The sequence below is a fragment of the Bacteroides zhangwenhongii genome, from assembly GCF_009193325.2.
Lineage (GTDB): Bacteria > Bacteroidota > Bacteroidia > Bacteroidales > Bacteroidaceae > Bacteroides > Bacteroides zhangwenhongii.
This window is the reverse complement of sequence record NZ_CP059856.1, coordinates 2,788,209-2,814,201: the sequence shown is the minus strand read 5'-3', so window position 1 is coordinate 2,814,201 and position 25,993 is coordinate 2,788,209. Positions and strand designations below refer to the sequence as shown.

Annotated in this window: 10 protein-coding genes and 1 pseudogene; 9 read left to right on the top strand and 2 right to left on the bottom strand. The window is 41.1% G+C overall.

Annotated elements, in window-relative coordinates:
• Positions 1-5 precede the first annotated feature (5 nt).
• Positions 6-2,888 (bottom strand): exo-beta-1,4-galactosidase, encoded by a 2,883-nt coding sequence (locus GD630_RS11335; protein ID WP_238483398.1) that lies wholly within the window; start codon positions 2,886-2,888, stop codon positions 6-8.
• Between the two features lie 241 nt (positions 2,889-3,129).
• Between GD630_RS11335 and GD630_RS11330 the strand changes: the two are divergent.
• The 8 genes and pseudogenes from GD630_RS11330 to GD630_RS11295 form a co-directional block, all read left to right on the top strand.
• Positions 3,130-4,065: pseudogene (locus tag GD630_RS11330) on the top strand (glycoside hydrolase family 43 protein); the annotation flags it as partial.
• A 696-nt stretch (positions 4,066-4,761) separates the two neighbouring features.
• Positions 4,762-5,778, top strand: coding sequence for a fimbrillin family protein (locus tag GD630_RS11325; RefSeq protein ID WP_229092572.1), 1,017 nt, complete (start codon positions 4,762-4,764; stop codon positions 5,776-5,778).
• Positions 5,779-5,924: 146 nt separating this feature from the next.
• Positions 5,925-7,490 carry a fimbrillin family protein gene (locus GD630_RS11320; RefSeq protein WP_317168822.1) on the top strand — a complete coding sequence of 522 codons (1,566 nt, stop codon included), beginning with the start codon at positions 5,925-5,927 and terminating at the stop codon, positions 7,488-7,490.
• Between the two features lie 62 nt (positions 7,491-7,552).
• Positions 7,553-10,771: a SusC/RagA family TonB-linked outer membrane protein gene (locus GD630_RS11315; protein WP_143864910.1), complete on the top strand. Its 3,219-nt coding sequence runs from the start codon at positions 7,553-7,555 to the stop codon at positions 10,769-10,771.
• A 24-nt stretch (positions 10,772-10,795) separates the two neighbouring features.
• Complete coding sequence (locus GD630_RS11310) at positions 10,796-12,811, top strand: RagB/SusD family nutrient uptake outer membrane protein (RefSeq protein WP_143864911.1); 2,016 nt, start codon at positions 10,796-10,798, stop codon at positions 12,809-12,811.
• 37 nt (positions 12,812-12,848) lie between these two features.
• A complete protein-coding gene (locus GD630_RS11305; protein WP_143864912.1) occupies positions 12,849-15,713 on the top strand; it encodes a SusC/RagA family TonB-linked outer membrane protein in 2,865 nt (954 codons plus the stop codon).
• Between the two features lie 21 nt (positions 15,714-15,734).
• Complete coding sequence (locus GD630_RS11300; RefSeq protein WP_143864913.1) at positions 15,735-17,465, top strand: RagB/SusD family nutrient uptake outer membrane protein; 1,731 nt, start codon at positions 15,735-15,737, stop codon at positions 17,463-17,465.
• A 48-nt stretch (positions 17,466-17,513) separates the two neighbouring features.
• Positions 17,514-19,601, top strand: coding sequence for a rhamnogalacturonan lyase family protein (locus tag GD630_RS11295; protein ID WP_143864914.1), 2,088 nt, complete (start codon positions 17,514-17,516; stop codon positions 19,599-19,601).
• Between the two features lie 58 nt (positions 19,602-19,659).
• On the opposite strand, the gene GD630_RS11290 is transcribed toward GD630_RS11295, so the two are convergent.
• Positions 19,660-21,297 carry a rhamnogalacturonan acetylesterase gene (locus GD630_RS11290; protein WP_182505591.1) on the bottom strand — a complete coding sequence of 546 codons (1,638 nt, stop codon included), beginning with the start codon at positions 21,295-21,297 and terminating at the stop codon, positions 19,660-19,662.
• Positions 21,298-21,535: 238 nt separating this feature from the next.
• On the opposite strand from GD630_RS11290, the gene GD630_RS11285 reads away from it, so the two are divergent.
• Positions 21,536-25,870, top strand: a complete 4,335-nt coding sequence (locus GD630_RS11285) for a hybrid sensor histidine kinase/response regulator transcription factor (RefSeq protein ID WP_143864915.1) — start codon at positions 21,536-21,538, stop codon at positions 25,868-25,870.
• Positions 25,871-25,993: the final 123 nt, after the last annotated feature.

Here is a 25,993-nt window from a genome sequence, read left to right as displayed (position 1 = left end):
TTATATCAGTTAACAATGGAAGGCTTTAGTTCGTCCGGTGAATCTTTCGTATAAGATTTCACATCTCCGGCTATTTTAGTAAATAATGTCTGAATCTGTTCGGGACTTATGCGTGTATCCGGGCGGAAAGCATCCGAATTCATATAATCAAGAATCGCTTTATGCATCTGACGGGCAACAATCCTTTTCTCCGGTTGGGAAGTGATGTCCATGCTGGTCATTATCAGTTTGCCGTTCAATACATTAGCCTCGAACAGCATTCCTATTTTACGGCTGATAAACCAAGTGTCTATGCTTTGAATAGTCGGTTGGAATTCAGCAGGGAAATGCGTAAACTGCATAACTTGCGCTTTGTTCAATAGTTCCCACCATTGCAGGTTACTGTGATATTCAGTCGGAAAGTCACGGAAAAGCGGGTGATAATCATTCAGGAAAATACCTGTCGTATGCGGCGGGCGCATCTTGAACCAAGATGTATTCCAGAAAACGGGTGTGAAATATTGCTTGACCTCCCTGCCGTATTTTATTTTCCCGGCTGCTGTTATCAATACGTTTCCACCTTCCTGCAAGATGGATATCGCTTTCTCGTCCAATGTGTCCGTTGTGTATACGTTTCCTTGTGTAAGTTTCACTTTGTCAGGATATACCCAGAAGTCCCAATCGTTGACAATATCACTGTTTTCCAAACGTACTTCCAGATTCAGTTTTTGGGGAGTACGGATATCGTTCAGTTTCATGTCTATGCTGCCCAACGAGAATAGATTGCCGATAGGAATATCCCGTGTACTAACCACTCCGCGAGCATATATCTTGCCATATTTATCTTTTACGCAATAGACTGTATTTGCTTTTTGCAAAGCTTCTTTTCCGAAGTGGGATATTTCGATATCTGCATGAAACGTTTCGTTATTGGTGTATGTGAATTTGGGTATACGTGCCAACAGAACGGTCGGACTGCAAAAACGGCGGAACTCTGCGGCATTAATGTATCCTTTCTCTTCAAAGAATACATCCAGCAATCCTACCAGTGCCGTTCCCTGACCCGAATAATCATTGAGAGCTAATAGTTGGAATCCCGCATAGTCGGGAGTACGCAATGTCTTTTCTATCTCATGCTTGTAACAGATCGCTTGCAGCTTGCCGGAAGCCATCATAAAATCGTGTCCCATACCTCCCATGTGGTTATCATTCAATATATCCCGAAAGATTTCAAAGTTCTTGGCTTTGTTTACTCCGGTATATTTACGTATCTCGCTGAAGTTCGGGAATGCGCACCATTGTCCGGTTTCATGGGAAACATACGGCTGTTTTACCGTATCAATTCGGTTACGGTAGTCCGATGTGCTTTCCGGCTGCGCACCGGTCCAGCTGAGTCCGCGTGCACCGGCTTTTACATGATATTGGTTATGGGGCTGCCATTGCCAGCTGTTGCCTACGGAAGCTCCTGTATATACGTGGCGTGGGTCGGTTGCTTTCCAATAATCGACGAATTTGCTTACCCATGACACCCAGCGTCCGGAAGGCTCATTCCCACACGCCAACATACAATAAGAGGCGTAGTTTCCATACTGCTTGGTCAAGGCAATCGTTTCGTCCATCAGATACTTGTCGATAGGCTGGCCGTTGCCCAGTCTCGGACCGTGATTAGGCCAGCTTGGACCTTCCGGTTGCAAATAAAAACCGACAAGGTCCGCAGCGATAAATGCGGCTTCCGGCGGACAGAAAGAGTGGAAACGCATATGATTCAGCCCGTAGTTACGGCAAATGCGGAATACCCGTTCCCATGAAGCTACATCCATAGGAGCGTAGCCGGTAAGCGGAAAATCGCAATTCTCTACTGTGCCGCGAAGCATTGTTTTCCGACCGTTTACATAGAACCATTTGCCTTTGATGGTAAATTCGCGCATACCGAATTGTACTTCTTTGACTTCTCTCTCTTTGCCACAGGTCAGTGTCGCTGTCAGTTTATAGAGTGCCGGGTCAAATTCGTCCCAAGTCAGAAAACCTTCTCCCATCGGTAGTTCCATTTCGATTTTGTTATCTCCGGAACGTACTGAGATATTCTGTTGTACAGTAGGGACAGAATGCTTTTTATCCGAGTTGAAACTTTCAGCGGATAATTGTAACGTTGCTTTGGCAGAGGCTGGTGCGTACAGACTGATTCGCACTGTGGCTTTCCGGTCTTTCAAGTCCGGATATATCTGTATGTCGCTAAAATGAACTTTAGGAGTGGTCTGTAACTCTATGCGTCCTACGATACCATTCCAATTGCCCTGAGTCTGGTCGGTAATACTATGAGAATCCGGTCCTACGTTGATATCCTTGATACGGTTATCAATGCGGATGGTAATCCGACAAGATTTTCCCGGAGCAACGGCAGCAGTTAGGTCATAAACGTGCGGCACACAGAGGCTATTCTGCATTCCTATCTCCCGGTTATTTACCCAAACGGTGGTTTCTATATGAGGACGTTCTAAAAATAAAATGATCCTCTCACCTTTCCAATCGGATGGTATGGTTACGTTTTTCTGATACCAGGCCACACCTACATAATGTTTGTCCGGAGTCAGGAAGAATGGTAGTTTTACTTGCCCTTCCATTCTGTATTTCTCCATATAAGGATTAAAATAGTAGGAACTGTCGTATAAACTTCCTGTCCATTGCGTGTGTACGGTCACTTCGTCGCCTTTTAACTTCTCGGGCATGGAACCGGGCAGATTGATGTGGTCTTCCAATATTTTTCGAAACCATTGCTCTTTTACGCCTGTATCTTCCCGGTCTATTTGGAAATCCCACTTACCGGATAGATCAAGAGCATTGCTTTGACCTGTAACGGTCAGTATCGAAAGAAATGCAAGAATAATACTGCCTAGAAAATGTTTTATCATGATATGTAAGATTGATATATTTTCGTTATCTTTTAAATTCTGGTGCTAAAGTAGGGCTTTTTCGAACTTCTTGAAATATAAAGATGTACAGAAACATAAACAATCGTATCAAAAATGGGATGTATAGATGTATGTGTACAAAATTGTATGAATATACCAATTAATCTATCCCTTTGCTTTTCGGTATCTTTGGAAGATACGGTATCTTTGCGAACTGAATCTATTAATCTTAGAATGAACCATGAAAAATGTAATTGTCTGGATGATTTTGACCGTCTGGTCTATAATGAACGTTACCGCCGGAGATACCGTTTATCTCTTTTCCTATTTTATAAATAACAGTAAAGATGGCTTGCATCTGGCTTATAGTTATGATGGACTGACCTGGACGGCTTTGAATGGTGGTCGTTCCTTTTTAACTCCTACTGTGGGCAAAGATAAATTGATGCGTGATCCTAGTATTTGTCAAGCTCCCGATGGAACTTTTCACATGGTCTGGACTTCCAGTTGGACGGATCGGATTATTGGTTATGCTTCTTCCCGTGACTTGATTCATTGGAGTGAGCAAAAGGCTATTCCTGTGATGATGAATGAACCTGCCGCACATAACTGCTGGGCTCCCGAACTGTTTTATGATGAATCGTCACAAACCTATTATATCTTCTGGGCAACTACGATCCCCGGCCGTCATAAGGAAGTGCCTACCAGTGAAAGTGAAAAGGGACTGAACCACCGTATCTATTATGTAACGACTAAGGATTTCAAATCTTTCTCGAAGACTGCCATGTTTTTCAATCCGGATTTCAGCGTTATTGATGCTGCTATTGTGAAAGATCCAAAGAGGAACGATCTGATTATGGTAGTTAAGAATGAGAACTCTAATCCGCCGGAGAAAAATCTGCGTGTGACACGTACGGAGAATATAAGGAAAGGATTCCCAACTAAAGTATCGGCTCCCATCACAGGCAACTATTGGGCGGAGGGGCCTGCTCCTCTTTTTATAGGTGATACTCTTTATGTGTATTTTGATAAATATCGTGACCATCGTTATGGGGCTGTCCGTTCCCTCGATCATGGAGAAACGTGGGAAGACGTTTCCGATCAAGTCTCTTTTCCGAAAGGAATCCGTCATGGAACGGCCTTTGCGGTGGATGCTTCAGTTATTCTTGATATGATACAATAAGGTTTCCATCATTGCATCGTTGTTTTCAAGGGTTTTCAGTGCGAAGATTAAAGATTTTCAGTGCATAAAACTAGTATAGTTTATGCATTCGGGTAGTTGTCACCTTATAATGGGACAATAGTCATCTTATAACGGGACAAATGTCACTTTATAGAATGACAAATGGCACTTTATAAGGTGACCATTTGTTTTTGAGAAGATGGAAGCTTCTAAGATACAAAAATAATTAGTTAAAAGCAATAGTCGGACATGAAACTTGGACTGTATTACGGATAGATTCTACTTGTTTTTTCTGATCCGGGTTTTCTGAATTTATCAAAATATGTAATAGAACGGATATGAGATGTTCTTTTTGCCTGTTTATTCCATATATGTCCTATTCATCCCATATTCATTTGTACAAAAGGCAGTATTTTTTATGCTTATGTACAATATTGTATTGTTAATAACTGTATTGTTCTCTAAGTTTGCATCAGTTTTTAGGTATATAATATAAATAATGATGCCTGATTAAAACTTAATCTAACTTTTGTTTAACTTAAGTATAATAAAAATGATACACAATGAAAAACAAGCATTTTCTACTTTAGTTGCGATGCAAAATGAATTTTGTCGGCAACTTCTTTTCATTCCATATTATAATGGATTTAATCAACAATACATATTTATAAAAACTTTAAAATGCATGGTATGAAGAAAAACTATGTAATGACTGCTATTATTCTGTTATTCTTAGCAGGATGTAGTACTGATGTTAAGGAATCTGACATCAAATTTGCGGGAGAGACGGGGGTGAAAGTCTCTTTTAGTGCAGTGATCAATAACTCAACAGGAAGTACGTTGGCACCGACTAGAGCAACTGATACCCAATGGGAAGTTGGAGATTCTATAGGGATCTCTTGTGGAAATAATCAACAGAACATTCACTACAAATACACCGGTGATGCAAATAGTATGTTTGTAGCGAAAGGTGGAGTAGCAGAAGAAATTTGGGTGTTAGGTACACAAGAATATGATGTTGCTGCCTATTGTCCATTTGTTGGTACATCCGGTATCAGTCAAGGGGTAGTGCAGGTTTTGACTGATAGTGAAAGTCAAGCTACGGAAGCAAAGAGGAAATACCTTGACTTTCTTTATGCTACAGCAAAAGCAAGTGCTACTCAGCCAAATGTGCAGTTGTCATTTAATCACAAGATGAGCCGCCTGAAAGTGGAGTTTAAAGCTGGTGATGGAGTTGAGCTTTCGGATATTGATTGCTATCTCATCGGTTTGAAACTCGAAGGTACATTCAATACAATGACGGGGGCAACAACTGTTAACGAAACTGCAAAGCCTACTGACATTTATTGGGGTAATGTGGGAGCGGTAGATGAATATAAGATGCAGGCTATTTTATTACCGCAAACTGTAGATAACAAGGTGAGTATTCAAGCACGAATGGAAGGTCGTTTGTATGAAGTAGAATTTCCCAAATTAACGAAGTTGGATATGGGCGTTTCTTATAATTATACAATTACGGCAAATATGTCGGTGGATCAAAAAGAGTATGTATTTAGTATCACGAAAGAGGGTACGCAAATAAATGATTGGACTACGGAAGAAGAAGATATTGAAGCCGAATCCACCGCCCCTGATACAGGAGCTACGACAGAGAATCCTAATTGGAATGTAGAAGAAGGGGAGATTACTGCTACTGAAAAACAATAGTCTATCTTTTAAACCTATTTATATATACATTAATCATTCAATAAAAAAGAAATACGAATATGAAAATATATAGTTATATATCAGCACTTTTAATTGCAGGTATTGCAAGTTTCTCTTCTTGTTCACAAGAGGAAGATGTAAAGGAAATGAACGGAGACAACTCTTCTAGTGGTTTACAAATCAGTGTATCTGATGGTGGATATTTTGATACAACTTCGGGTACACGTGCTATAGAGAAAGGATATGCTACCGAGTTTACCGAAGGAGACGAGATTGGTATTTTTGGAGTGGACGCTAATGGAATAGTAGAGAATATCAATAATCGGAAATGTATGATGACGGCAGACGGTAATTGGAAAATAGACGGTGAACAAATCAAATACAACGGAGCTGAATTCAAACAAATGAAGTTTTATGCATATTATCCATACGATGTCAATGTGAAATTTAATGTTACGGAGGGGGATCCTTTTGCTGAGTATATTAGTGAGTGGACACTTGGTAATGATCAAAGCGGTGAGAAATATACGAAATATGATTTGATGACAAGTTCAAGCAGTGCTGTGGTAGACAATCGCTTTAAAGGGGAAATCAACTTTAAGATGCAGCATTGTATGGCTTTAGCTGTATTGAAGATGCCTAATCTAGTCTATAACTTTGTTAATTCGGATGTAACGATCGATGATTATGAGTTACCGATAACGAATGCTTCTTTCAAACTGAATAATAAAGAAGTAACTCCGTATTATCAAAAGAGTACAGGTGCATATCGTTTTTTAGTAAAACCGGGAGAGGAGTTTAAAATAGAAGGCTCTTATACAGGAGTAAAGGAAATGACGTGCACTGCTACTGCTAAGTTAAATGAAGGAACTGCTAAAGTGTATACAGTTAGCGATACGAATAAAAAAGAATATACGTTGTCAATAGGAGATTATTATTGTGCAGATGGTTCAATCGTAAGCAAAGATATAGAATCAGTACCTGATAATGTAATTGGTATTGTATGTTATGTTGGTAATCCGCAACCTTCGGTTACGCATCCTCAGAATTATACAGAAGCAAATGATGCGTTACGTCGTGATTATGCTAAATGTAAACATGGATTAGTGTTGGCATTGAATAATGCGATTAATGCTAAGGCACCTGTTATTTCTAATGCTGATTATACAGTTTCTAATCAATTCCATGAGAATAAAGATCTGGGAATTACTTATGGTGATTGGTTTAGTGCGGATGAAGAGTGGAAGAGCAAATTTGATAATTGTAATACAGCTAACTCATCTACAGTTCCAGAGACTAGATATCCTGCCTTTATGGGTTATAATAATACTGTATTGCTGACTATGTGTTATGAAGGTAAAGGAGATCAAAAAGTGTGCAACATAGCTTATGATTTCATTAACGCCTATCGTGTGGCGGTTGAGGTTCCTACTGTCGCTACCTCGTGGTATCTTCCTTCAGTAACTTGTTGGAATCAGGTCGCAAAAAATTTGGGTACGATTAACGGTAGTTTAAATAAAATAACAGGTGCTGATCAAATGGTATCATCTACCATAAATGATAAAAAAAATGCAGGAACAGATCATTACTGGAGTAGTACCCAACGAAATGGAAGTACGCAATGGGTACATGGAATGGGAAATGGTAATTATGCTTTAACAGGTGAACGTGCAGGGAATCGAGGCTATTTTCGCATGATGCTTGCATTTTAAGATAAAATCAAAGGCGGCGTATTTTGCCGCCTTATACTCCTCTATCATGAAAATAGAAATATATGAATAAGAAAAACTTAATAAAAGGAACAACTTTACCTGTTGCCCTGTTTTTCTCTTTCGCCCTGATGCCGACTTTCGGCAATCAAGGACAGGCTGTAGCTGCTGTTGACATCGTTCAGCAACAAGGCAGTATTAAGGGAACTGTGGTGGACGATAAAGGCGAGCCGGTGATTGGGGCCAATGTCCTTGTTGTAGGTACTTCTGTCGGTACTATTACTGATATCGACGGTGTGTTTAAAATCAATGCGAAAGCAGGGGCGAAGCTGAAAATCACCTTTATCGGGTATACCGAACAAGTGGTAGTAGCCCAGAATAATATGCGAGTGGTTTTATCTGAAGACGCTACCACTTTACAAGAGGTGGAAATCGTGGCGTATGGTGTGCAGAAGAAAGTGACGATGACAGGTGCTGTGGCAAGTGTTAAGACCGAAGCCCTGACACGTACTTCTATCGGTTCTGTATCTAATGTATTAGGAGGTCAGATGGCAGGTCTGACTACCATTCAAACATCCGGTGAACCGGGTGCAGATGCCGCCGAGGTTTTTATTCGTGGTAAAGCGACGTGGGGAGATGCGTCTCCATTAATTCAGGTAGATGGTGTGGAACGTAGTATGAATGATATAGATCCGAATGAAATTGAGTCTATATCTATCTTGAAGGACGCTTCTGCTACTGCTGTGTTCGGTGTACGCGGAGCTAATGGCGTTATTTTGATAACTACCAAGCGCGGTAGAGAAGGAAAGGCACACATCTCTTTTAGTACTTCTGCTTCTATACAAATGCCTACTAAAATGGTGGAAACTGCCAACTCTTATGAATATGCAATGTTTTATAATCAAATGATGGCCAATGATACACCTGCGGGGGAAAAACCTGTCAAGACATTCTCGGATGGAGTTATTCAGAAATTCCGGGATGGTTCTGATCCTATCCGTTTTCCAAGTATCAATTGGATTGATTATATCATGGGAGACGCTACTCTGCAGAGCCAGCATAATCTGAATATTTCCGGAGGTACGGATAAGGTACGTTATTTTATCTCAGCAGGTGCTTATACGCAAGGCGGACTTTTCAATGAGTTTAGTTTGCCTTATGGTATCAGTTATCAATATCGCCGTTTCAATTACCGAAGTAATTTAGATATAGATGTAACGAAAACTACTACTATCTCGTTCAATGTGGCAGGAAACGTTAATTCTTCTGAGAAGCCACGCACTAGTCAAGGGTCATCCGGAATGGTTAAAAATATCTATTATTCTACTCCGTTTAGAAGTGCCGGCTTTGTAAATGATAAATTGGTATATACTACTACTGACTCACAGTCCGATGGGTTGAACTTACCTTTTGTCGGTGATGCAGATCCATTCACTTATTATGGGGGTGGGGCAGCACATAGTATCAACAACTCGTTGAACGCCGACCTTATTTTGAATCAGAAATTGGATTTTATCACTAAAGGACTTTCATTCAAATTGAAAGGTTCATACAATAGCTCATTTACCATTAATAAGAATTTGTCGGGTGGTACGGAAATGACTTATACACCGGTATTGCAGAGTGATGGAAGTGTAGGACTACGACCGATAGACGGTAGTAAGTATACTAATGTGAGCTATGGAATTACTCGGGGAAAATCACGTAACTGGTATATGGAAGCCGCATTGAATTATAATCATTCGTTTGGTGATCATAATATAGGGGCATTGGTGCTTTATAATCAGTCTAAAGAATATTATCCTAAAGAATATTCGGATGTTCCGCGAGGATATGTCGGTTTGGTAGGACGTGTAACTTATGACTGGAAAAACCGTTATATGGTAGAAGCTAACATGGGTTATAATGGTTCGGAGAACTTTGCTGCGGACAATCGTTTTGCTCTCTTTCCGGCAGCTTCCGTAGGATGGGTAGCGAGTGAAGAAAAGTTTTGGGAACCGGTCAAACCGGTAATAAGCTTTCTGAAACTACGTGCCAGTTTCGGTTTAGTAGGTAACGATAAAATCGGTGGCTCTCGTTTTATGTATACTGCTAATCCTTATCATGTTAATTTGAACGGATATGTAAGTAACTCTGGTTATGGAACTGGTAATCTTGCTCAATTACAGGCTGCCTATGGATATCTTTTCGGTCAGGGAGGACAGACTTCTACTGTGAGTTTAGGAGCACATGAGTGGGCGATTAACAATGCGAATGTGACATGGGAAAAAGCGTTTAAACAGAACTATGGTGTTGATATCAACTTTTTAAACGATCGTTTATCTGCTACAATAGAATACTATAAGGAACACCGGTGGGACATCCTTCTGCAAGACGGAACAGCTCCGAGTATGTTAGGTTTTGCTCAACCTTTCTCCAATTTAGGTGAGGTAAATAACTGGGGATGGGAACTTTCGTTGAAATGGAACGATAAGATTGGAAAAGATTTCCGTTATTGGGCGGGTATAAACCTTTCTTATAATCAAAATGAAATTATCGAGCGTAAAGAAGCTCCTCAGGAGTACGACTATCTGTACCAAAAAGGACATCGTATCGGCTCACGTAAGCAATATGCTTTCTGGCGTTATTATGATGAACAGACACCGGCACTGTATGAACAAACATTCCATCGTCCGTTTCCTACTCATTCGGTTGTTCTGCAAGACGGGGATGCTGTGTATGTCGATTTGAATGGTGATCGAAAAATCGATGAAAATGATATGGGCTATGATTACGGATTTACGGATGATCCGGAATACATGGTAGGTATGAATCTCGGATTTTCTTGGAAGAATCTGGAAGTGAATACGCAATGGACCGGTGCATGGAATGTGAGTCGAATGATTTCGGATGTGTTCCGTCGGCCTTTTTTATCTAGTTCCGGTAATGTTGCGGGTGGTTTGCTTGCCTATCACTTGACGAATACATGGACAAAAGAGAATCCGTCGCAAGATGCGAAATATCCACGTGCTACATGGGAGAACGCTGATAACAACTATGCGGAATCAACCCTTTACGAACAGGATTCCAAATATTTGCGTCTCAAGACCCTTACTATTGCTTATAATTTTCAGTTCCCTCTGATGAAGAAGTTGGGGATGAGTACTTGTCAGCTATCGTTTAGCGGTTATAATTTGTGGACTCTTACACCTTATCTATGGGGAGACCCGGAAGCAAGAGCTAGTAATGCACCTTCGTACCCATTGACAAAGACATATACATTGGGGCTGAAACTGGGATTCTAAAAACAGATTTAAAGATTGATTATTATGAAACAAAAATATAAATGGTTTATCGGAGCAATGATAGCAGGAGTGCTTGGTATAGGAGCGACTTCTTGCGTAGACGAGATTAAATTCGGTAACAGCTTTCTCGAAAAAGCACCGGGTGGATCTGCTACTCAAGATACTATATTCAATAGTGTCACTTATACCCGGCAGTTTCTGAACACCTGTTATAGCCGCCAATATTATGGTTTACCTTACGTAAATTCTTCTGTTGACGACTTTCCGGATTCTTCTAATCCCTATACAGGAAAGTTTGATGCATTGACTGATTGTTGGCAACTTCACTATTCGGGAACTACAATTTATAACAGTTATTATAGTGGTACACATACTGCTAATTACGGTGTTCGTGGGGATATTTTCGGATATACTCGTGAAGGTGTTTGGCAGACTGTGCGGTGGTGCTGGTTACTGTTGGAAAACGTAGACAGAGTTCCTGGCATGGGAGAAGATGAAAAAGTGCAGATGAAAGCAGAAGCAAAATGCCTTATTGCTGCTCGCTATTTTGATATGTTCCGCCACTATGGCGGGTTACCGCTCATTTATTCATCGTTTACGGGAACAGAGACAAATTACCAATTACCGCGCGCTACGGTGGAAGAAACCGTGAACTATATGGATAAAATGCTGGAGGAGGCTATTGGCTCCGGTGGCCTGAAATGGTCGTATGAAGGAGCTGATTTTAATTCCGATGGTGGTCATTGGACATTAGCAGGGGCTATGGCATTGCGATGTAAGCTATGGCAGTTTGCTGCTTCTCCTTTGTTCAATGATACTCAAGGATATGCCGGTGGACGTAGTGAGGCGGAGCAACAACATTTGGTGTGGTATGGAAGTAAACGTCCCGATTTGTGGAATAAATGTCTTGAATATTGCAGGCAGTTTTTCAACGCCATAGAGTCAAATGGCTTCTATGAGTTGCGGAAAGCAGCAGGTGACAATCCTACTCCTACTGAATATCGGTATGCTTATCGGATGGGATATATCCTTCTGGATAGTCCTGAGGTCTTGCATTCCGTACGTGTAGCGGGCTATGAACGTCCGGGTGGGTCCTCTACTTATATATGGCGTACTTGGTGTAATAATGGACGTAACTCTTATACTCCCACCCAAGAGTATGTTGAAATGTTTCCTTGGGCGGATGGAACACCTTTTGACTGGAATAAGGCGGATACAGAAGGTAAGTTGAACGATATGTTTTTGACTGGCGAGTTTGTTAATGGAGAAAATACTCTTTCCAATCTCATACTGACTCGTGATCCACGGTTATACGAATCTGTTATTGTGAACAATATACCTCGAAATTTGGGATGGTCTTCTCCTAAAATGAGTGATTACCCATGGGAATTGTGGGTGGGAGGTACAGATGCAAAGACGGCTCCTGCATTGGAAAATATGCGTTTTGCTACCGGATATGATAATATGAAATATTATTTGAGCGATAGTGATTATGAACGCCAACCTATTCATTGGGTTTATCTTCGTTTGTCTGATCTCTTTTTGACGTATGCAGAGGCTTTATTACAAGCCGATAATAATTTCACAGATGCTCTTTATTGGGTGAATGAAGTACGTAAGCGCGTTGGTTTAGGTAAACTGGAAGATTGTCTCCCGAATAAGAATCTGACGAGTGATAAAGATGCTTTATTAGAGGAAATACTTCGTGAACGTGCTTGTGAATTAGGTATGGAAGACAGTCGATATTTTGACTTGATTCGTTACAAACGTGCAGATCGCTTTGAAAAGAAACTGCATGGCCTATTAATTTATCGCTTGGATGAGGCGGGTAACCGTATAGAGAAACCTTGGAGAGATGGAACAGATGCGTTTGGTAAAAATGCCATGCAGCCTACGAGATTCGAATATCAGAAATTTGAGTTGCATAACAGAGCACGTGTTTGGTGGACGCAGGGATTCGATCCGAAATGGTATCTGTCTCCGTTTCCTCAGAATGAAATCAACAAAGGATACGGTTTGATTCAAAATCCCGGCTGGTGATGAGAAACATGAGTAAAATTGATTTTAGAACAGTGATATGAAAAATAATAAAATGCTGGTACTGGCTCTGTTGGCATCTTTGGGTATGCCGATAGGAGCACAGAATATGGATAATAAAGGAAGAGTGTCTGGAGATTCCGTCACTGTAGATGTAGGGGCTAACCGGACGTTCAGTCGTCATGAATCGACTGCGGCAGTCTCTACCGTTTATAATGAAGAATTTGATAAAAGGGCGTCAAAGAATATCTCTAACTCTCTTTTCGGACAGGGACTAGGATTAACAGCCTTACAGAATGCGGGTAACTTTTCCAGTACGGAACCTACTTTTTACGTACGTGGTTTACAAAGCCTATCTAGCAGTTCACCGTTAGTTTTGGTAGACGGGTTGGAACGTGATATGAGCCTTGTGTCACCGGAAGAGGTAGAATCGGTCTCTATATTGAAAGATGCCGCTGCAGTGGCGTTATATGGTTATAAAGGTATTAATGGAGCTATTCTGATAACAACCAAACGGGGAAAATATCATTCGAGGGAAATAAAGTTTACTTACGATCATGTAATCAATTTCCAATCACGTCGTCCTGATTTTGTAAATGCGGCTACTTATGCCGAAGCTGTGAACGAGGCACGAGGTTACGAAGGATTAGACGTACGTTATACTCCTCTCGAAATTCATGCGTTCCGTTATGGAAGAGTGAAGGGGCTAGGTGATCGTATCAATGTGCAATTGCCTTATTTTTATCCGAATGTGGATTGGATTGATGAAACATTCCGTGATATGGGAGTTTCTAATAAATATAATATTGAGTTTACAGGAGGTGGCAGTAAATTCCGTTACTATGCTATGTTGGGGTTGATGACAGACAAAGGGTTTGTTGCCAATGCTAATATGAATGACGGTTATTCTACACAAGACAAATATTCTAGTGCTAACTTACGCACAAATTTAGATATTGACCTGACGAGTACTACCAAACTCAAATTAAATCTTCTCGGCTCATTGTCTGAATCAAGTCGTCCGGGAACCTCTAGTACGGATTTGTGGGATATGGTTTATTCGATTCCTTCCGCAGCCTTTCCTATACTATCAGATGATGGCTCGTGGGGAGGAAGTTCCACTTGGTCAGGTACGATGAATCCGGTGGCACAATCGCAAGGAGCAGCTTATAGTAAGGGACATACACGTAGCTTGCTGGCAGATTTGACTTTATCTCAAGATTTGTCCGGATTAGTGAAGGGGCTAGGTGTGAGTTTTCGTTTGGCTTATGACAACTACTCTTCCATCTGGGAAGATCATAGCAAGACGTATGCTTATAGGGGATATACACCTAGCTGGCAGGATTCAAGCGCCGGTGGTCCGTTGTACACAGTTGTTACAGGTGGAAAACCCAGTGAGATGGCAACCGGTGCCGATACAAACGATTGGGCACGTCAGTTCAATTTCTCCGGAGGTTTTGATTATAGTCGTTCGTTCGGCAAACATGATGTTTATTCGCAGTTGAAATGGGAGTATGAATTTCGTGACACTTATGGAGTGAATACCAGTATATATCGTCAAAATGTATCGTGGTATACTCACTATGGCTTCAATAAGCGTTATTATGTAGATCTGGCATTGGTCGGATCGGCCTCAAATCTATTGGCTCCGGGACATAAATGGGCTTTCTCACCAACTGTTTCTGCAGCTTGGGTGCTTTCGGAAGAAGACTTTATGAAAGAGGTTTCTTGGGTTGATCTTTTAAAGTTACGTGCTTCGTTTGGTGTTATTAATGCTGATTATCTACCGAAAGACGGTGACAACTCAGTGTATAACTATTGGGAACAAATCTATACGACAACGGGTACACGCTATCTGTTTGATGTCGGTTATGGATCCAATTTTGGAACTACTTACATGAATCGGTTGGCTACAATAAATTCGACACATGAGAAAGCTTATAAATATAATGTGGGGGTGGATGCGACACTGTTCAAAGGATTGAATTTGACGGTAGAAGGATATTATCAACGTCGAAAAGATATTTGGGTGGACCCTAGCGGTCAATACTCAACAGTACTTGGTATGGATTCTCCTTATGAAAATGCTGGTATTGTGGATAGTTGGGGCACTGAGTTCGGTTTGGATTATACGAAGCGATGGGGTGACTGGACTGTTAATGCCGGAGGAAACTTTGCTTTTAACCGGAACGAGATTAAGGAACAGAGAGAAGAACCGCGTTTATATGATAATTTGAAACGGACAGGACACCGGTTGAATCAAGTATATGGCTTGGTAGCAGAAGGAATTTTCAGAGATGAGGCAGAGATCGCGAGTAGCCCGGTACAGAACTTCAGTACAGTAGTTCCCGGTGATATCAAATATAAAAATGTAAATGGAGATGAAGTGATTGATGCAAACGATGTGACCGCTATTGGATATAGTACGGCTGCTCCGGAAATTTATTATTCTTTCCATTTGGGAGCAGAATGGAAGGGGATTGGATTAGATGCTATGTTTCAGGGAACAGGAAACTATTCTGCCGTCTTGAATACAAAGAGTATGTTTTGGCCGTTGATTAACAATACATCACTTTCCACGCACTATTATGAAAATCGCTGGACTCCGGAGAACTTGAATGCAAAATATCCGCGTCTGAGTTCGCAGAGTAATGCCAATAATTATCAGACTAATACGATCTGGCTTGCCGACCGTTCATTCTTGAAATTGCGCAATGTGGAAGTTTATTATAAATTCCCTCAACGTCTGATGAAGCGGACAAAAATATTAGGTAGTGCCAAATTGTATGTACGGGGAGTAGATTTGCTCTGCTTTGACCATATTGACGTGGCGGATCCTGAATCTTACGGTGCGACGAATCCATTGACTAAGAGTGTGATAGTAGGTGTTAAGATAGGGTTTTAATTATTAAAAACGAGGTAAAGAATGAAACTGAATAATTTGATATATGGTGTTCTGACCATCTTCGCTTTTTCTTCTTGTGCGGACCAGATGGAATATTCGGAATACAATCCTTATGATGCGGGTTATGTAAAGCGTACTTTTTATGATGTAGGAGGATTGGTATCTAACATTTACCAGTCGCTCGACTCTGATTTCGGAAATTATAGTGGTGCTATTCTTGGTTCTGCTACGGATGAATCACAATATTCCTATACAGGCAATGCTATTGAGACTTTTTACAATGGGGCATGGAGTCCGGTGAATGCGCAAAGCAGTATGTGGACTTCCTGTTATAAAGCAATTGCTAATTGTAATAATTATCTGGAGGAATTTACCGGACTGACATTCTCGGAGTATGAACAAATTTCCGACTATGAAGCTGAAATGTATCGCTATAATAACTATCAGTATGAAGTCCGTTTCCTGCGGGCGTATTTCTACTTTAATTTGGTAAGACAATATGGGGATGTACCATTTACCGACCATGTATTGTCAACCACTGAGGTGAATACGCTAACACGTAAACCTGCCCAAGAGGTATTCGACTGGATTATTAAAGAATGTGACGAGATAAAAGATCTGATTATACCGGATTATAATAACCTGGGGGCTTTGGTACCTTCCGGTGAATCGGCGGAAACAGGGCGTGCCAACAAACGTACTGTACTGGCATTGAAAGCGCGTACGGCTCTGTATGCTGCAAGTCCGTTATTCAATTCTCACCAGGAAGGGAGTCAAGGGTACAAGGAGTTGTGGTATCGCGCAGCCAAGGCCAATAAGGAATTGATCGAGACTTGCGAAGATGCCGGTATGAGACTGATAGATGACTACGAGAATTTATGGGATGCAAAAAGTTATAGTATTGCAATCGATGAACTCATTTTCGGTTGTCGTGCCATACGTGCTACCAATTCTTTTGAGAAATATAATTTTCCTGTCGGACTGGAGAACTGTCGAGGTGGAAACTGCCCTACACAGACATTGGTGGATGCCTATGAGTTGAAGGACGGTGGTGAAAGACCTGATAAGAAAGCGGATTATGATAAAAATAAACCTTATTACGAAGGACGTGATCCTCGATTTGAGAAAACTATTGCTAAGAATGGTGATACAAAATGGCCGAATTGGAATGAAACTGCGTTGGAAACCTATCAGGGAGGTGCAAATGCGGAACCCCTGAGTGGAGGGACGCCTACAGGTTATTATTTGAAAAAATATTGCCAAACAAGTATTAATACTACGACAGCGAAACCTACGACGGATAATCATACATGGATTATATATCGTTTGGGTGAGTTCTACCTGAATTACGCAGAAGCGTTATTCAAATATTTAGGTACTGCTTATGCTACCAATAATGAATTCCCTATTCCTGCCAATGAGATGGTGAGCAAAACTCGTCGGCGTACAAAGGTAAATATGCCTAAATTTCCCGCAGGTCTGGATAATAAGTTATGGTGGGAGAAATACCAGAATGAGCGTATGGTAGAGTTAGCATTCGAGGGACATCGTTTTTGGGATGTGCGCCGTTGGAAGGAAGGCGACAAACATTTCAGCAGTATTGATGAAATGAAAATATATAAGAGTGGGGATTCGTATTCATATAGGCGTGTTACTGTGAATAGACAATGGGATGATAAGATGTATTTCTTTCCTATTCCGCAAAGTGAGAAAGCAAAGAATCCTAATTTGACACAGAATCCGGGGTGGTAGAGGTTACCCCGGAATTGAAAAATGATTGTTTAATATTAAAAGCAGAATATGAAGAAGTTATTATATATACTAGGACTGTTTGGATTATTAACATTTGGAGCATGTTCGGATACTGAACCGATAGTGGATGAGGAACCGGATTTCAATAATAATATTGTGGAAGAACCATTGAAAGACCTGCCTACGGAGATTATTACGGGAAGCCGTGCAATGTGGGTGAGCTATGACCCTATGTCGGATACTAATGAACATAATGCAACAGGAATTTCTTCTGCGTTAGTTAGTTGGAGAATGTTATTGACAGATCCGGAAGATGTAGGTTTCGATATTTATAAGTCGGAGGATGGGGGCGAAGAAGTTAAGTTGAATGAAGAAGCGATAACGAAGACTACTTGTTGGGTGGATGAGAATATTGATCCCACAAAGACTAATTATTATCGGGTGACATTGGCCGGTCAAGAAGAAACATTATGCGACTATACGTATACTTCTGATATGGCAACAAAATTTTATCGGGAAATTGTACTAAGAAGTGATGTACCTGATGCAGCATTGACGTATGCTCCTGATGATATACAATTGGGTGAATTGGATGGAGATGGAGAATTGGAAATTGTAGTCAAGAGAGAACCGTATGATGGAGCTAATCAAGGAGGATGGCACAATGGGACCACTCTTTTGGAGGCTTACAAAATGGATGGTACCTTTTTATGGCGTATAGATTTAGGACTAAACATTCGTTCCGGTTCACATTATACCTCTTATATCTTATATGATTTCGATGGAGATGGTTTGTGTGAAATTGCATTCCGTTCATCCGAAGGTACTAAATTCCCTAACGGAAGAATTATTACTGATGCCAATGGGTTCGTGAATGATTATCGTTTAAGAGATACGAACGGTGTGGGATGGTATTCCGGAAAAAGTTTGTATTCTACTGCCGGACTAGTGTTGGAAGGTCCTGAGTATATTTCTATCTGTCGTGGCTTTGACGGTTGTGAAATTACCCGAACTCCCAATATACCTCGTGGCCGTGAGGATGAGTCAAAAGTAGCACGTGCCCAATATTGGAATTCTTATTGGGGAGATGATTATGGAAATCGTATGGACCGTTTCTTTATCGGAGCAGCCTATCTGGATGGTATACCTGATGAGAAGACTGGTGTAAGAAAAAGCAATCCAAGCCTGATTATTTCTCGAGGTATTTATAAAAACTGGCAAGTATGGGCACTTGATTTGCAAAGTAACCAGTTAGTGAATCGTTGGAAATTTGATACTGCTGATCATAGCGAAAAATGGTTGGCAATGTGTTCGCACGCTTTCCGTGTTGCAGATTTGGATGGTGATGGAAAAGATGAGATACTGTATGGTTCGGCGGCGATTGATGATAATGGGAAAGAATTATGGTGTACCGGAAACGGACATGGTGACTGTCTGTATGTGGGTAAATTCATCCAAAATCGTAGCGGATTACAAATAGTTGCCAGCTTTGAAGAAGAGGATACTTATAGCGTGCAGGGGCTTGGATATGCTTGTCAAGTAATTGATGCGAGAGACGGCAGCCTGATAACCGGGCACGGAGCGGGTAAGAATGGTGATGTGGGACGTTGTATTGTTGGCGATGTAGATCCGGACAGTCCGGGATTTGAGTATTATTCATCTTTACAGTCCGGTATGTATAGTTGTAATGGTGGTGGAGTTGTTTCTACCAATTACCCGACAGGTATCGGTAGTGGTGTGATGTATAATGCTGCTATCTATTGGAGCGGGCAAGGAACACGGGAAATGTATGATCGTGCTTGTATTGTAAGTTATAAAGATAATCCGGATGTAAATAAAACGAATAAGAGCCGTTTAGTGTATTTTGGTCATTATGGTAGTAATGATGGAAATCATGGAACCAAATATAATCCTTGTTATTACGGAGATTTCTTGGGAGATTATCGTGAAGAGGTTATCTTAGGCTCTAGTGATTATCGTTCTATTTATATTTTCTCTACAAATCATCCGACTACTCACCGACTTCGCCATCTGATGACAGATCATAATTATGATATGTCTCAAGCTATGCAGAATATGGGGTATAACCAAGGTACTAACCTGGGATATTATGTAGGTGCGGAAACAATGAAATAAAACATAAAAATCCCTCGATATACGTAAGAGCCACGTCATATCGAGGGATTTTTATGTTTTATTTCTTCAAATAATCCTTCAACGGACAATTAACCATTTTCAATCCTTCCGCAATACTTTCGGCATTCATGTGTGCTCCTTTTAAAGAAGTATGCGTATGGTCGTGATTGTAATAAGCGGCTGTCTTTTCGATACCTTTTTTTTCCAGTTTGTCGGCACTGATTTTATTCAAATCAATAAAATAGGCTCCGGTAGCTTCTGCTGCTTCACGTGTCCATTTCCCAAAAGAATCGGTATTGCGTTCTATCTTTCCGTCTTTCCATTTGTTGCGTGGAGTGTGGCTCAATACGATAGGAATTGCTCCTTTTTCCTGGGCATCCATGATGAATTTGCGAAGATACCAGCCAAAAGTATATACTACCTGATATTTGCCGGTCTTTTCCATTAGAAAAACTTTGCTTTCCTCTCCGGAACCACGTAGTTCTGCACGGGCTTTTCCTGTATTGATAGCTCCTGCATCGTTGTGTCCGAACTGAATGAGTACAAAATCACCGGGCTGCAAAGCTTCGTATACTTTATCCCAACGTCCCTCATCCAAGAAAGTGCGGGCACTACGTCCTGCCATAGCACAGTTCTCGACGGATATTTTGTCAAGGTTGAACTCATCGGCTATTACGCTGCCCCATCCCCACATACCATTTTTGTCGTTATCTTTATTTTTCACCGTGCTGTCACCGATGGTGAATAATACCGGTCGTCCTTTTTTCCGGCTGGAACCGGTCTTTGTGTCTTGCGAGACAGGCTTTAGGTAATTGGCAAGTTCCAGTCCCTCGTAGGCTCGTATACCGTCAGCGGCAGATTCGGCATTGACCTTTGCTCCGAATGCACTGGTATGAATACGGTCGATATAGAACATATACTTCACTTTGTTTTTACCGAACTTTTCAAATTTGCGGGCTGAAATGTCATTCAGATCAATAAAAGGTACGTTCTGTTCTTCTGCTATTTGCTTTGCCCATAGACCGAATGTTTTATTGACACGTTTGATGATAGTACTGTCTTTATCTTCATAGGCATAACGTGGAGTAAGGGAGAACAAGATGGGATGTCCGCCTTTGGCTTTGACATCACGGATGAAACGACGCATATATTCTCCGTATGTATATACCGTTTCTTTCACTCCGGTTTCTTTGATTGTCACGTTCAGGCTGTCTGTGCCTACTCCCGGAATAGAGGCACGGGCACGGCCGCTGTCATAAGGGCCATTGTCGTTATGGCCAAGTTCTATGATAACCCAGTCTCCGGGACGTACCCCTTTGATGACATCCGGCCAAAGACGGTTATAAAAAGTACGGCTGCTGGTTCCTCCCAATGCGTGATTCTCTACTGTGATCTTGTCCGGATCGAAGTAGTCGCCCGCATAAAATCCCCATCCCCATTGTCCGTTGTTTCCGTTTCCCAATGTACCTGTACGCATGGTGGAGTTACCGACTAGGAATAATACCGGATTATCGCCTTTCCGGCTGGAACCGGCTATCGGTCTGGCTGTACGTGCCTTGTTCAGACTATCCAACGTGTTGTCGATTACTTGATTGACATCTTTCATCGGAGCAGCCACTTTATTTTGTGCTTGCGCCTGCAAACTGCCTGTGACGGCTGTCAGCCAACATAAATAATAAAATAACTTGTTTCTCATGATTTATTTTTTATAGATAATTGGTGCAAAAGTACGATGTGTTCTTCTTCTTTTCAATATAAATTCATTCATACTTATTCAATATTGTGCATAGTACAGTCTGAATGAGGTTATATCACAATTTCTATATAATTACGTACAATATTCTATTTTAATAAAAAGCTATGGCCTGTACCTTTGTGTATTGTTTTTTTAGTACTTTTGCCTGTCTAATTCATTATTAATCTGAAAATCTATTATGATAAACAGACATATCTTATTCTTCATCTTATCTATTGGTTTTGTGCTGAACATTTACGGGGCGACTGAACTTCGCTCTACACAAATGAGAACAAGTGATGGTTTGCCCAACAATTCTATTCGCTATATATATCAGGATACTAAAGGATTCTTATGGCTGGCAACCTTGAATGGACTGAGCCGTTATGATGGTAATTCGTTTCTGACATTCCGCCCGCAAGCCGGAGATAAAGTATCGTTGTCTGATAACCGTATTTTTGACCTTACTGAAGACAAGGATGGCTTTCTATGGATTTCTACGACACCGGAATTGATCAGTTGCTATGACCTTCAGCGTGCACGTTTCGTTGATTATACAGGTTGCGGAGATTTGAGGCAGAACTATTCGACTATATTCGTAGCGGACAATGGTGATGTGTGGTTATGGCATTCCGGAAATGGTTGTCGGAGAATCGTTCATCAGGATAACGGAGAGATGACATCGACTGTGTTTAAAACAGAACGGGGCAATATGCCGGACAATAGAGTGCGGTTTGTCAGTGAGGATGCGGATGGGCGGATATGGATTGGGACACAGAGCGGATTAGTATCCGTTTCTAACGGTCAGTACAGGATTGAAGACCGGTTGGTTCATTTTGCTTTTTCTCAGTCCTATAAGAATGATATGTATTTTCTGACGGAAGAGGGAGATGTCTATTGTTATCAGGCTACTACGCAAAAGATGAAAAAATGTGCTTCTATTGCTTCTATTGCGGGAAAAACATCACCTACCGGGAATTTTCTGTTGAAGGACCAATGGGTGATCCTTACTACTACCGGAGTGTATACGTATGATTTCAGTACCGGAGAAATAGCTGCGGATTCCCGCCTGAATATCAAAAATGGCAAATTAACAATGGACAATCGTGGTGATTACTGGATTTTTAATCACACAGGGTGTCTTACCTATATCACAGCCGATAGTGGAAAAATAAAGGAATTCCGGTTGATTCCCCAAGATAAGTTGAGCTATATCGATTTTGAGCGTTATCATATTGTGCACGATTCGCGTGGCATTATCTGGATATCTACGTATGGTAATGGTCTCTTTGCCTATGATACGGCTGAGGATAAATTGGAACATTTTCTGGCCAATATAAACGATAAAAGTCATATCGCTTCAGATTTCCTGCTTTATGTGATGGAGGATCGTTCCGGTGGAATCTGGGTAAGTTCAGAGTATTCCGGATTATCCCATATCTCTGTTCTGAACGAAGGTACTTCCCGTATTTATCCGGAATCTCCCGATTTGTTCGACCGTTCGAATACCATTCGTATGCTGACTAAGACATCCGACGGAGATATCTGGTTTGGTACGCGTAGGGGAGGACTGTATACCATTGACTCGGATTTCCATTCGAAGATGACAAATCAGTATTTTCATTCCAACATTTATGCCATTACTGAGGATAAAGAAGGGAAAATGTGGATGGGTACTCGTGGAAACGGATTAAAGATAGCGGATTCATGGTATGTCAATGATCCTTCGAATCCGACTACATTATCCGCTAATGATGTCTTTTCGATCTATCGTGACCGGAAAGGCCGGATGTGGGTAGGTACTTTCGGGGGAGGACTTGATTTGGCTGAACCGACTGCGGACGGGGGATATAAATTCAGGCACTTTTTTCAGGAAAGGTTAGGCCTGCGGATGGTTCGTGTGATAGAAGAAGACGAGAACGGTATGGTTTGGGTGGGAACCAGCGAGGGAATATGCATTTTCCATCCGGACTCATTGATTGCCGATGCTGATAATTATCATTTGTTCAGCTACACGAACGGTAAATTCTGTAGTAATGAAATTAAATGTATCTATCGGGACGATGAGGGGCGTATGTGGATTGGTACGTCGGGGTCGGGATTGAATCTTTGTGAACCACAAGAAAACTATGATTTGCTGAAATATGAGAATTACGGAACAGACGAAGGGTTGGTAAATGATGTTATCCAATCCATTCTCGGAGATAAAAACGGTGACTTATGGGTGGCTACCGAGTATGGTATTTCGAAGTTTAATCCGGTTACTCATTCTTCTGATAATTATTATTTCTCTTCTTATACTTTAGGAAATGTATATAGTGAGAACAGTGCTTGTGTGGGAAAAGACGGCAAGTTGCTTTTTGGAACAAACTATGGAATGATTGTCATTGATCCGGAGAAGATACAAAACAATGATTCTTTTTCTCCGGTTGTTTTCACTAATTTGTATGTGAATGGAATCCAGATGAATCCCGAAATGGAGGATTCGCCTTTGCAACAGTCACTAGCCTATTCGGATGAGATTTCTTTGAAATATTATCAAAGTTCCATTCTGATAGACTTCTCAACACTGGACTATTCGGATAGCGGACGTACGAAATATATGTATTGGCTGGAGAATTATGATAAAGGATGGAGTGCTCCGTCTTCTCTTAATTTCGCATCTTTTAAGTATCTCAATCCGGGAACCTATCTGTTGCATGTAAAATCTTGCAATGGCTCGGGAATATGGAATGAAAATGAGACTACTTTGAAGATTGTTGTGGTTCCTCCGTTTTGGAAGACTAATTGGGCGGTATTCGGTTATATTCTGGTATTGATTATAGCCTTGTATCTTGCCTTCCGTATTATCCATAATTTCAATAGCTTACGCAATCGTATCAATATAGAGAAGCAACTGACGGAATACAAGCTTGTGTTTTTTACAAATATATCTCATGAGTTCCGTACCCCTCTGACATTGATTCACGGGGCTTTGGAAAAGATACAGCGTGTGACTGATATTCCGCGTGAGTTGGTACATCCGTTAAAGACAATGGATAAGAGTACTCAACGTATGCTGCGCCTTATTAATCAGCTGCTTGAGTTCCGGAAAATGCAGAATAATAAACTGGCTCTTTCACTTGAAGAGACGGATGTAATTGCTTTCCTCTACGAGATATTTCTGAGTTTCGGTGATGTGGCGGAACAAAAAGCGATGGATTTTCGATTCCAGCCTTCCGTCCCTTCTTACAAAATGTTTATTGATAAGGGTAACTTGGATAAGGTGACTTATAATTTGCTTTCCAACGCATTTAAATATACTCCTTCCAACGGCATTATTATCCTGTCTGTAAATGTGGATGAGGTGAAGAAGATTTTGCAGATTCAGGTTTCAGATACGGGAGTCGGTATTCCGAAAGAGAAGCAGAATGAGTTATTCAAACGTTTTATGCAAAGTAATTTCTCAGGTGACAGTATTGGAGTAGGTTTGCATTTGAGTCATGAACTGGTACAGGTGCATAAGGGGACTATTGAGTATAGAGATAACGAAGGTGGCGGTTCTGTGTTTACGGTATGTATTCCGACAGATAAGACAGTTTATGAAGAGAAAGATTTTCTGGTTGCCGGTAATGTGCTGTTGCAAGAAGCGGATAGCCGGAATCACCATTCCGAACAATTGCCGGAAGAATTGCCCGAACAGGATAAAATGACGACTCCTTTGAATAAACGGAAAATCTTGATCATTGAGGATGATAATGATATCCGTCAATTCCTGCAGGAAGAGATTGGCGTGTATTTTGAGGTGGAAGTGGCTGCTGATGGAATTTCCGGATTCGAAAAAGCGACTACGTATGATGCGGACTTGATAATCTGTGATGTGCTAATGCCGGGAATGACAGGGTTTGAATTGACAAAGAAGCTGAAAACGGATTTTGCAACCAGTCATATACCGATAATTTTGTTGACGGCATTGAATTCTGCGGAAAAACACCTGGAAGGTATTGAGGCCGGAGCCGATGCATACATTGCGAAACCTTTCAGCATCAAACTATTGTTGGCACGGGTATTCCGTTTGATAGAACAGCGTGATAAACTGAAAGAGAAATTCTCCAGTGAGAAGGGAGTGCGCACTACGATTTGTGCTACTGACCGGGATAAAGAGTTTGCCAAAAGGCTGGATATTGTGATGGAGCGTAATCTGTCCCGACCGGAGTTTTCTGTGGATGAGTTTGCACAATTTATGAAATTGGGGCGGACGGTATTTTATAGAAAACTGCGTGGCTTGACAGGCTATTCCCCTAATGAATATCTACGTGTAGTACGTATGAAGAAAGCTGCCGAGCTATTATCGTCGGATGAACGGTTGACGGTTTCGGAAGTGGCTTATCGGGTAGGGATTAATAGTCCGTTCTATTTCAGTAAATGTTTTAAGGAGTATTTTGGTGTAGCGCCTTCTGTGTATCAGCGCGGAGTAGACGGAGATGCTGTATCGGAGGAAGAGCTACCGGAAGAGAAAACCGGTGAACAAGAAGAAAATAGACCGGAAAACTAATAGGAATGAACGATTTTATATGAATTATTAAAGAAGAATGTACAAAAGTGCATTCTTCTGTTATTTTAGTCCATTCCTATTTACGGTGGATGTGATAACTTTGCAATGTACAAGTTTAATCAA

Coding starts and splice junctions, on each gene's coding strand:
- GD630_RS11335 (WP_238483398.1), bottom strand. CDS start 2,888: ATGATAAAACATTTTCTAGGCAGTATTATTCTTGCATTTCTTTCGATA.
- GD630_RS11325 (WP_229092572.1), top strand. CDS start 4,762: ATGAAGAAAAACTATGTAATGACTGCTATTATTCTGTTATTCTTAGCA.
- GD630_RS11320 (WP_317168822.1), top strand. CDS start 5,925: ATGAACGGAGACAACTCTTCTAGTGGTTTACAAATCAGTGTATCTGAT.
- GD630_RS11315 (WP_143864910.1), top strand. CDS start 7,553: ATGAATAAGAAAAACTTAATAAAAGGAACAACTTTACCTGTTGCCCTG.
- GD630_RS11310 (WP_143864911.1), top strand. CDS start 10,796: ATGAAACAAAAATATAAATGGTTTATCGGAGCAATGATAGCAGGAGTG.
- GD630_RS11305 (WP_143864912.1), top strand. CDS start 12,849: ATGAAAAATAATAAAATGCTGGTACTGGCTCTGTTGGCATCTTTGGGT.
- GD630_RS11300 (WP_143864913.1), top strand. CDS start 15,735: ATGAAACTGAATAATTTGATATATGGTGTTCTGACCATCTTCGCTTTT.
- GD630_RS11295 (WP_143864914.1), top strand. CDS start 17,514: ATGAAGAAGTTATTATATATACTAGGACTGTTTGGATTATTAACATTT.
- GD630_RS11290 (WP_182505591.1), bottom strand. CDS start 21,297: ATGAGAAACAAGTTATTTTATTATTTATGTTGGCTGACAGCCGTCACA.
- GD630_RS11285 (WP_143864915.1), top strand. CDS start 21,536: ATGATAAACAGACATATCTTATTCTTCATCTTATCTATTGGTTTTGTG.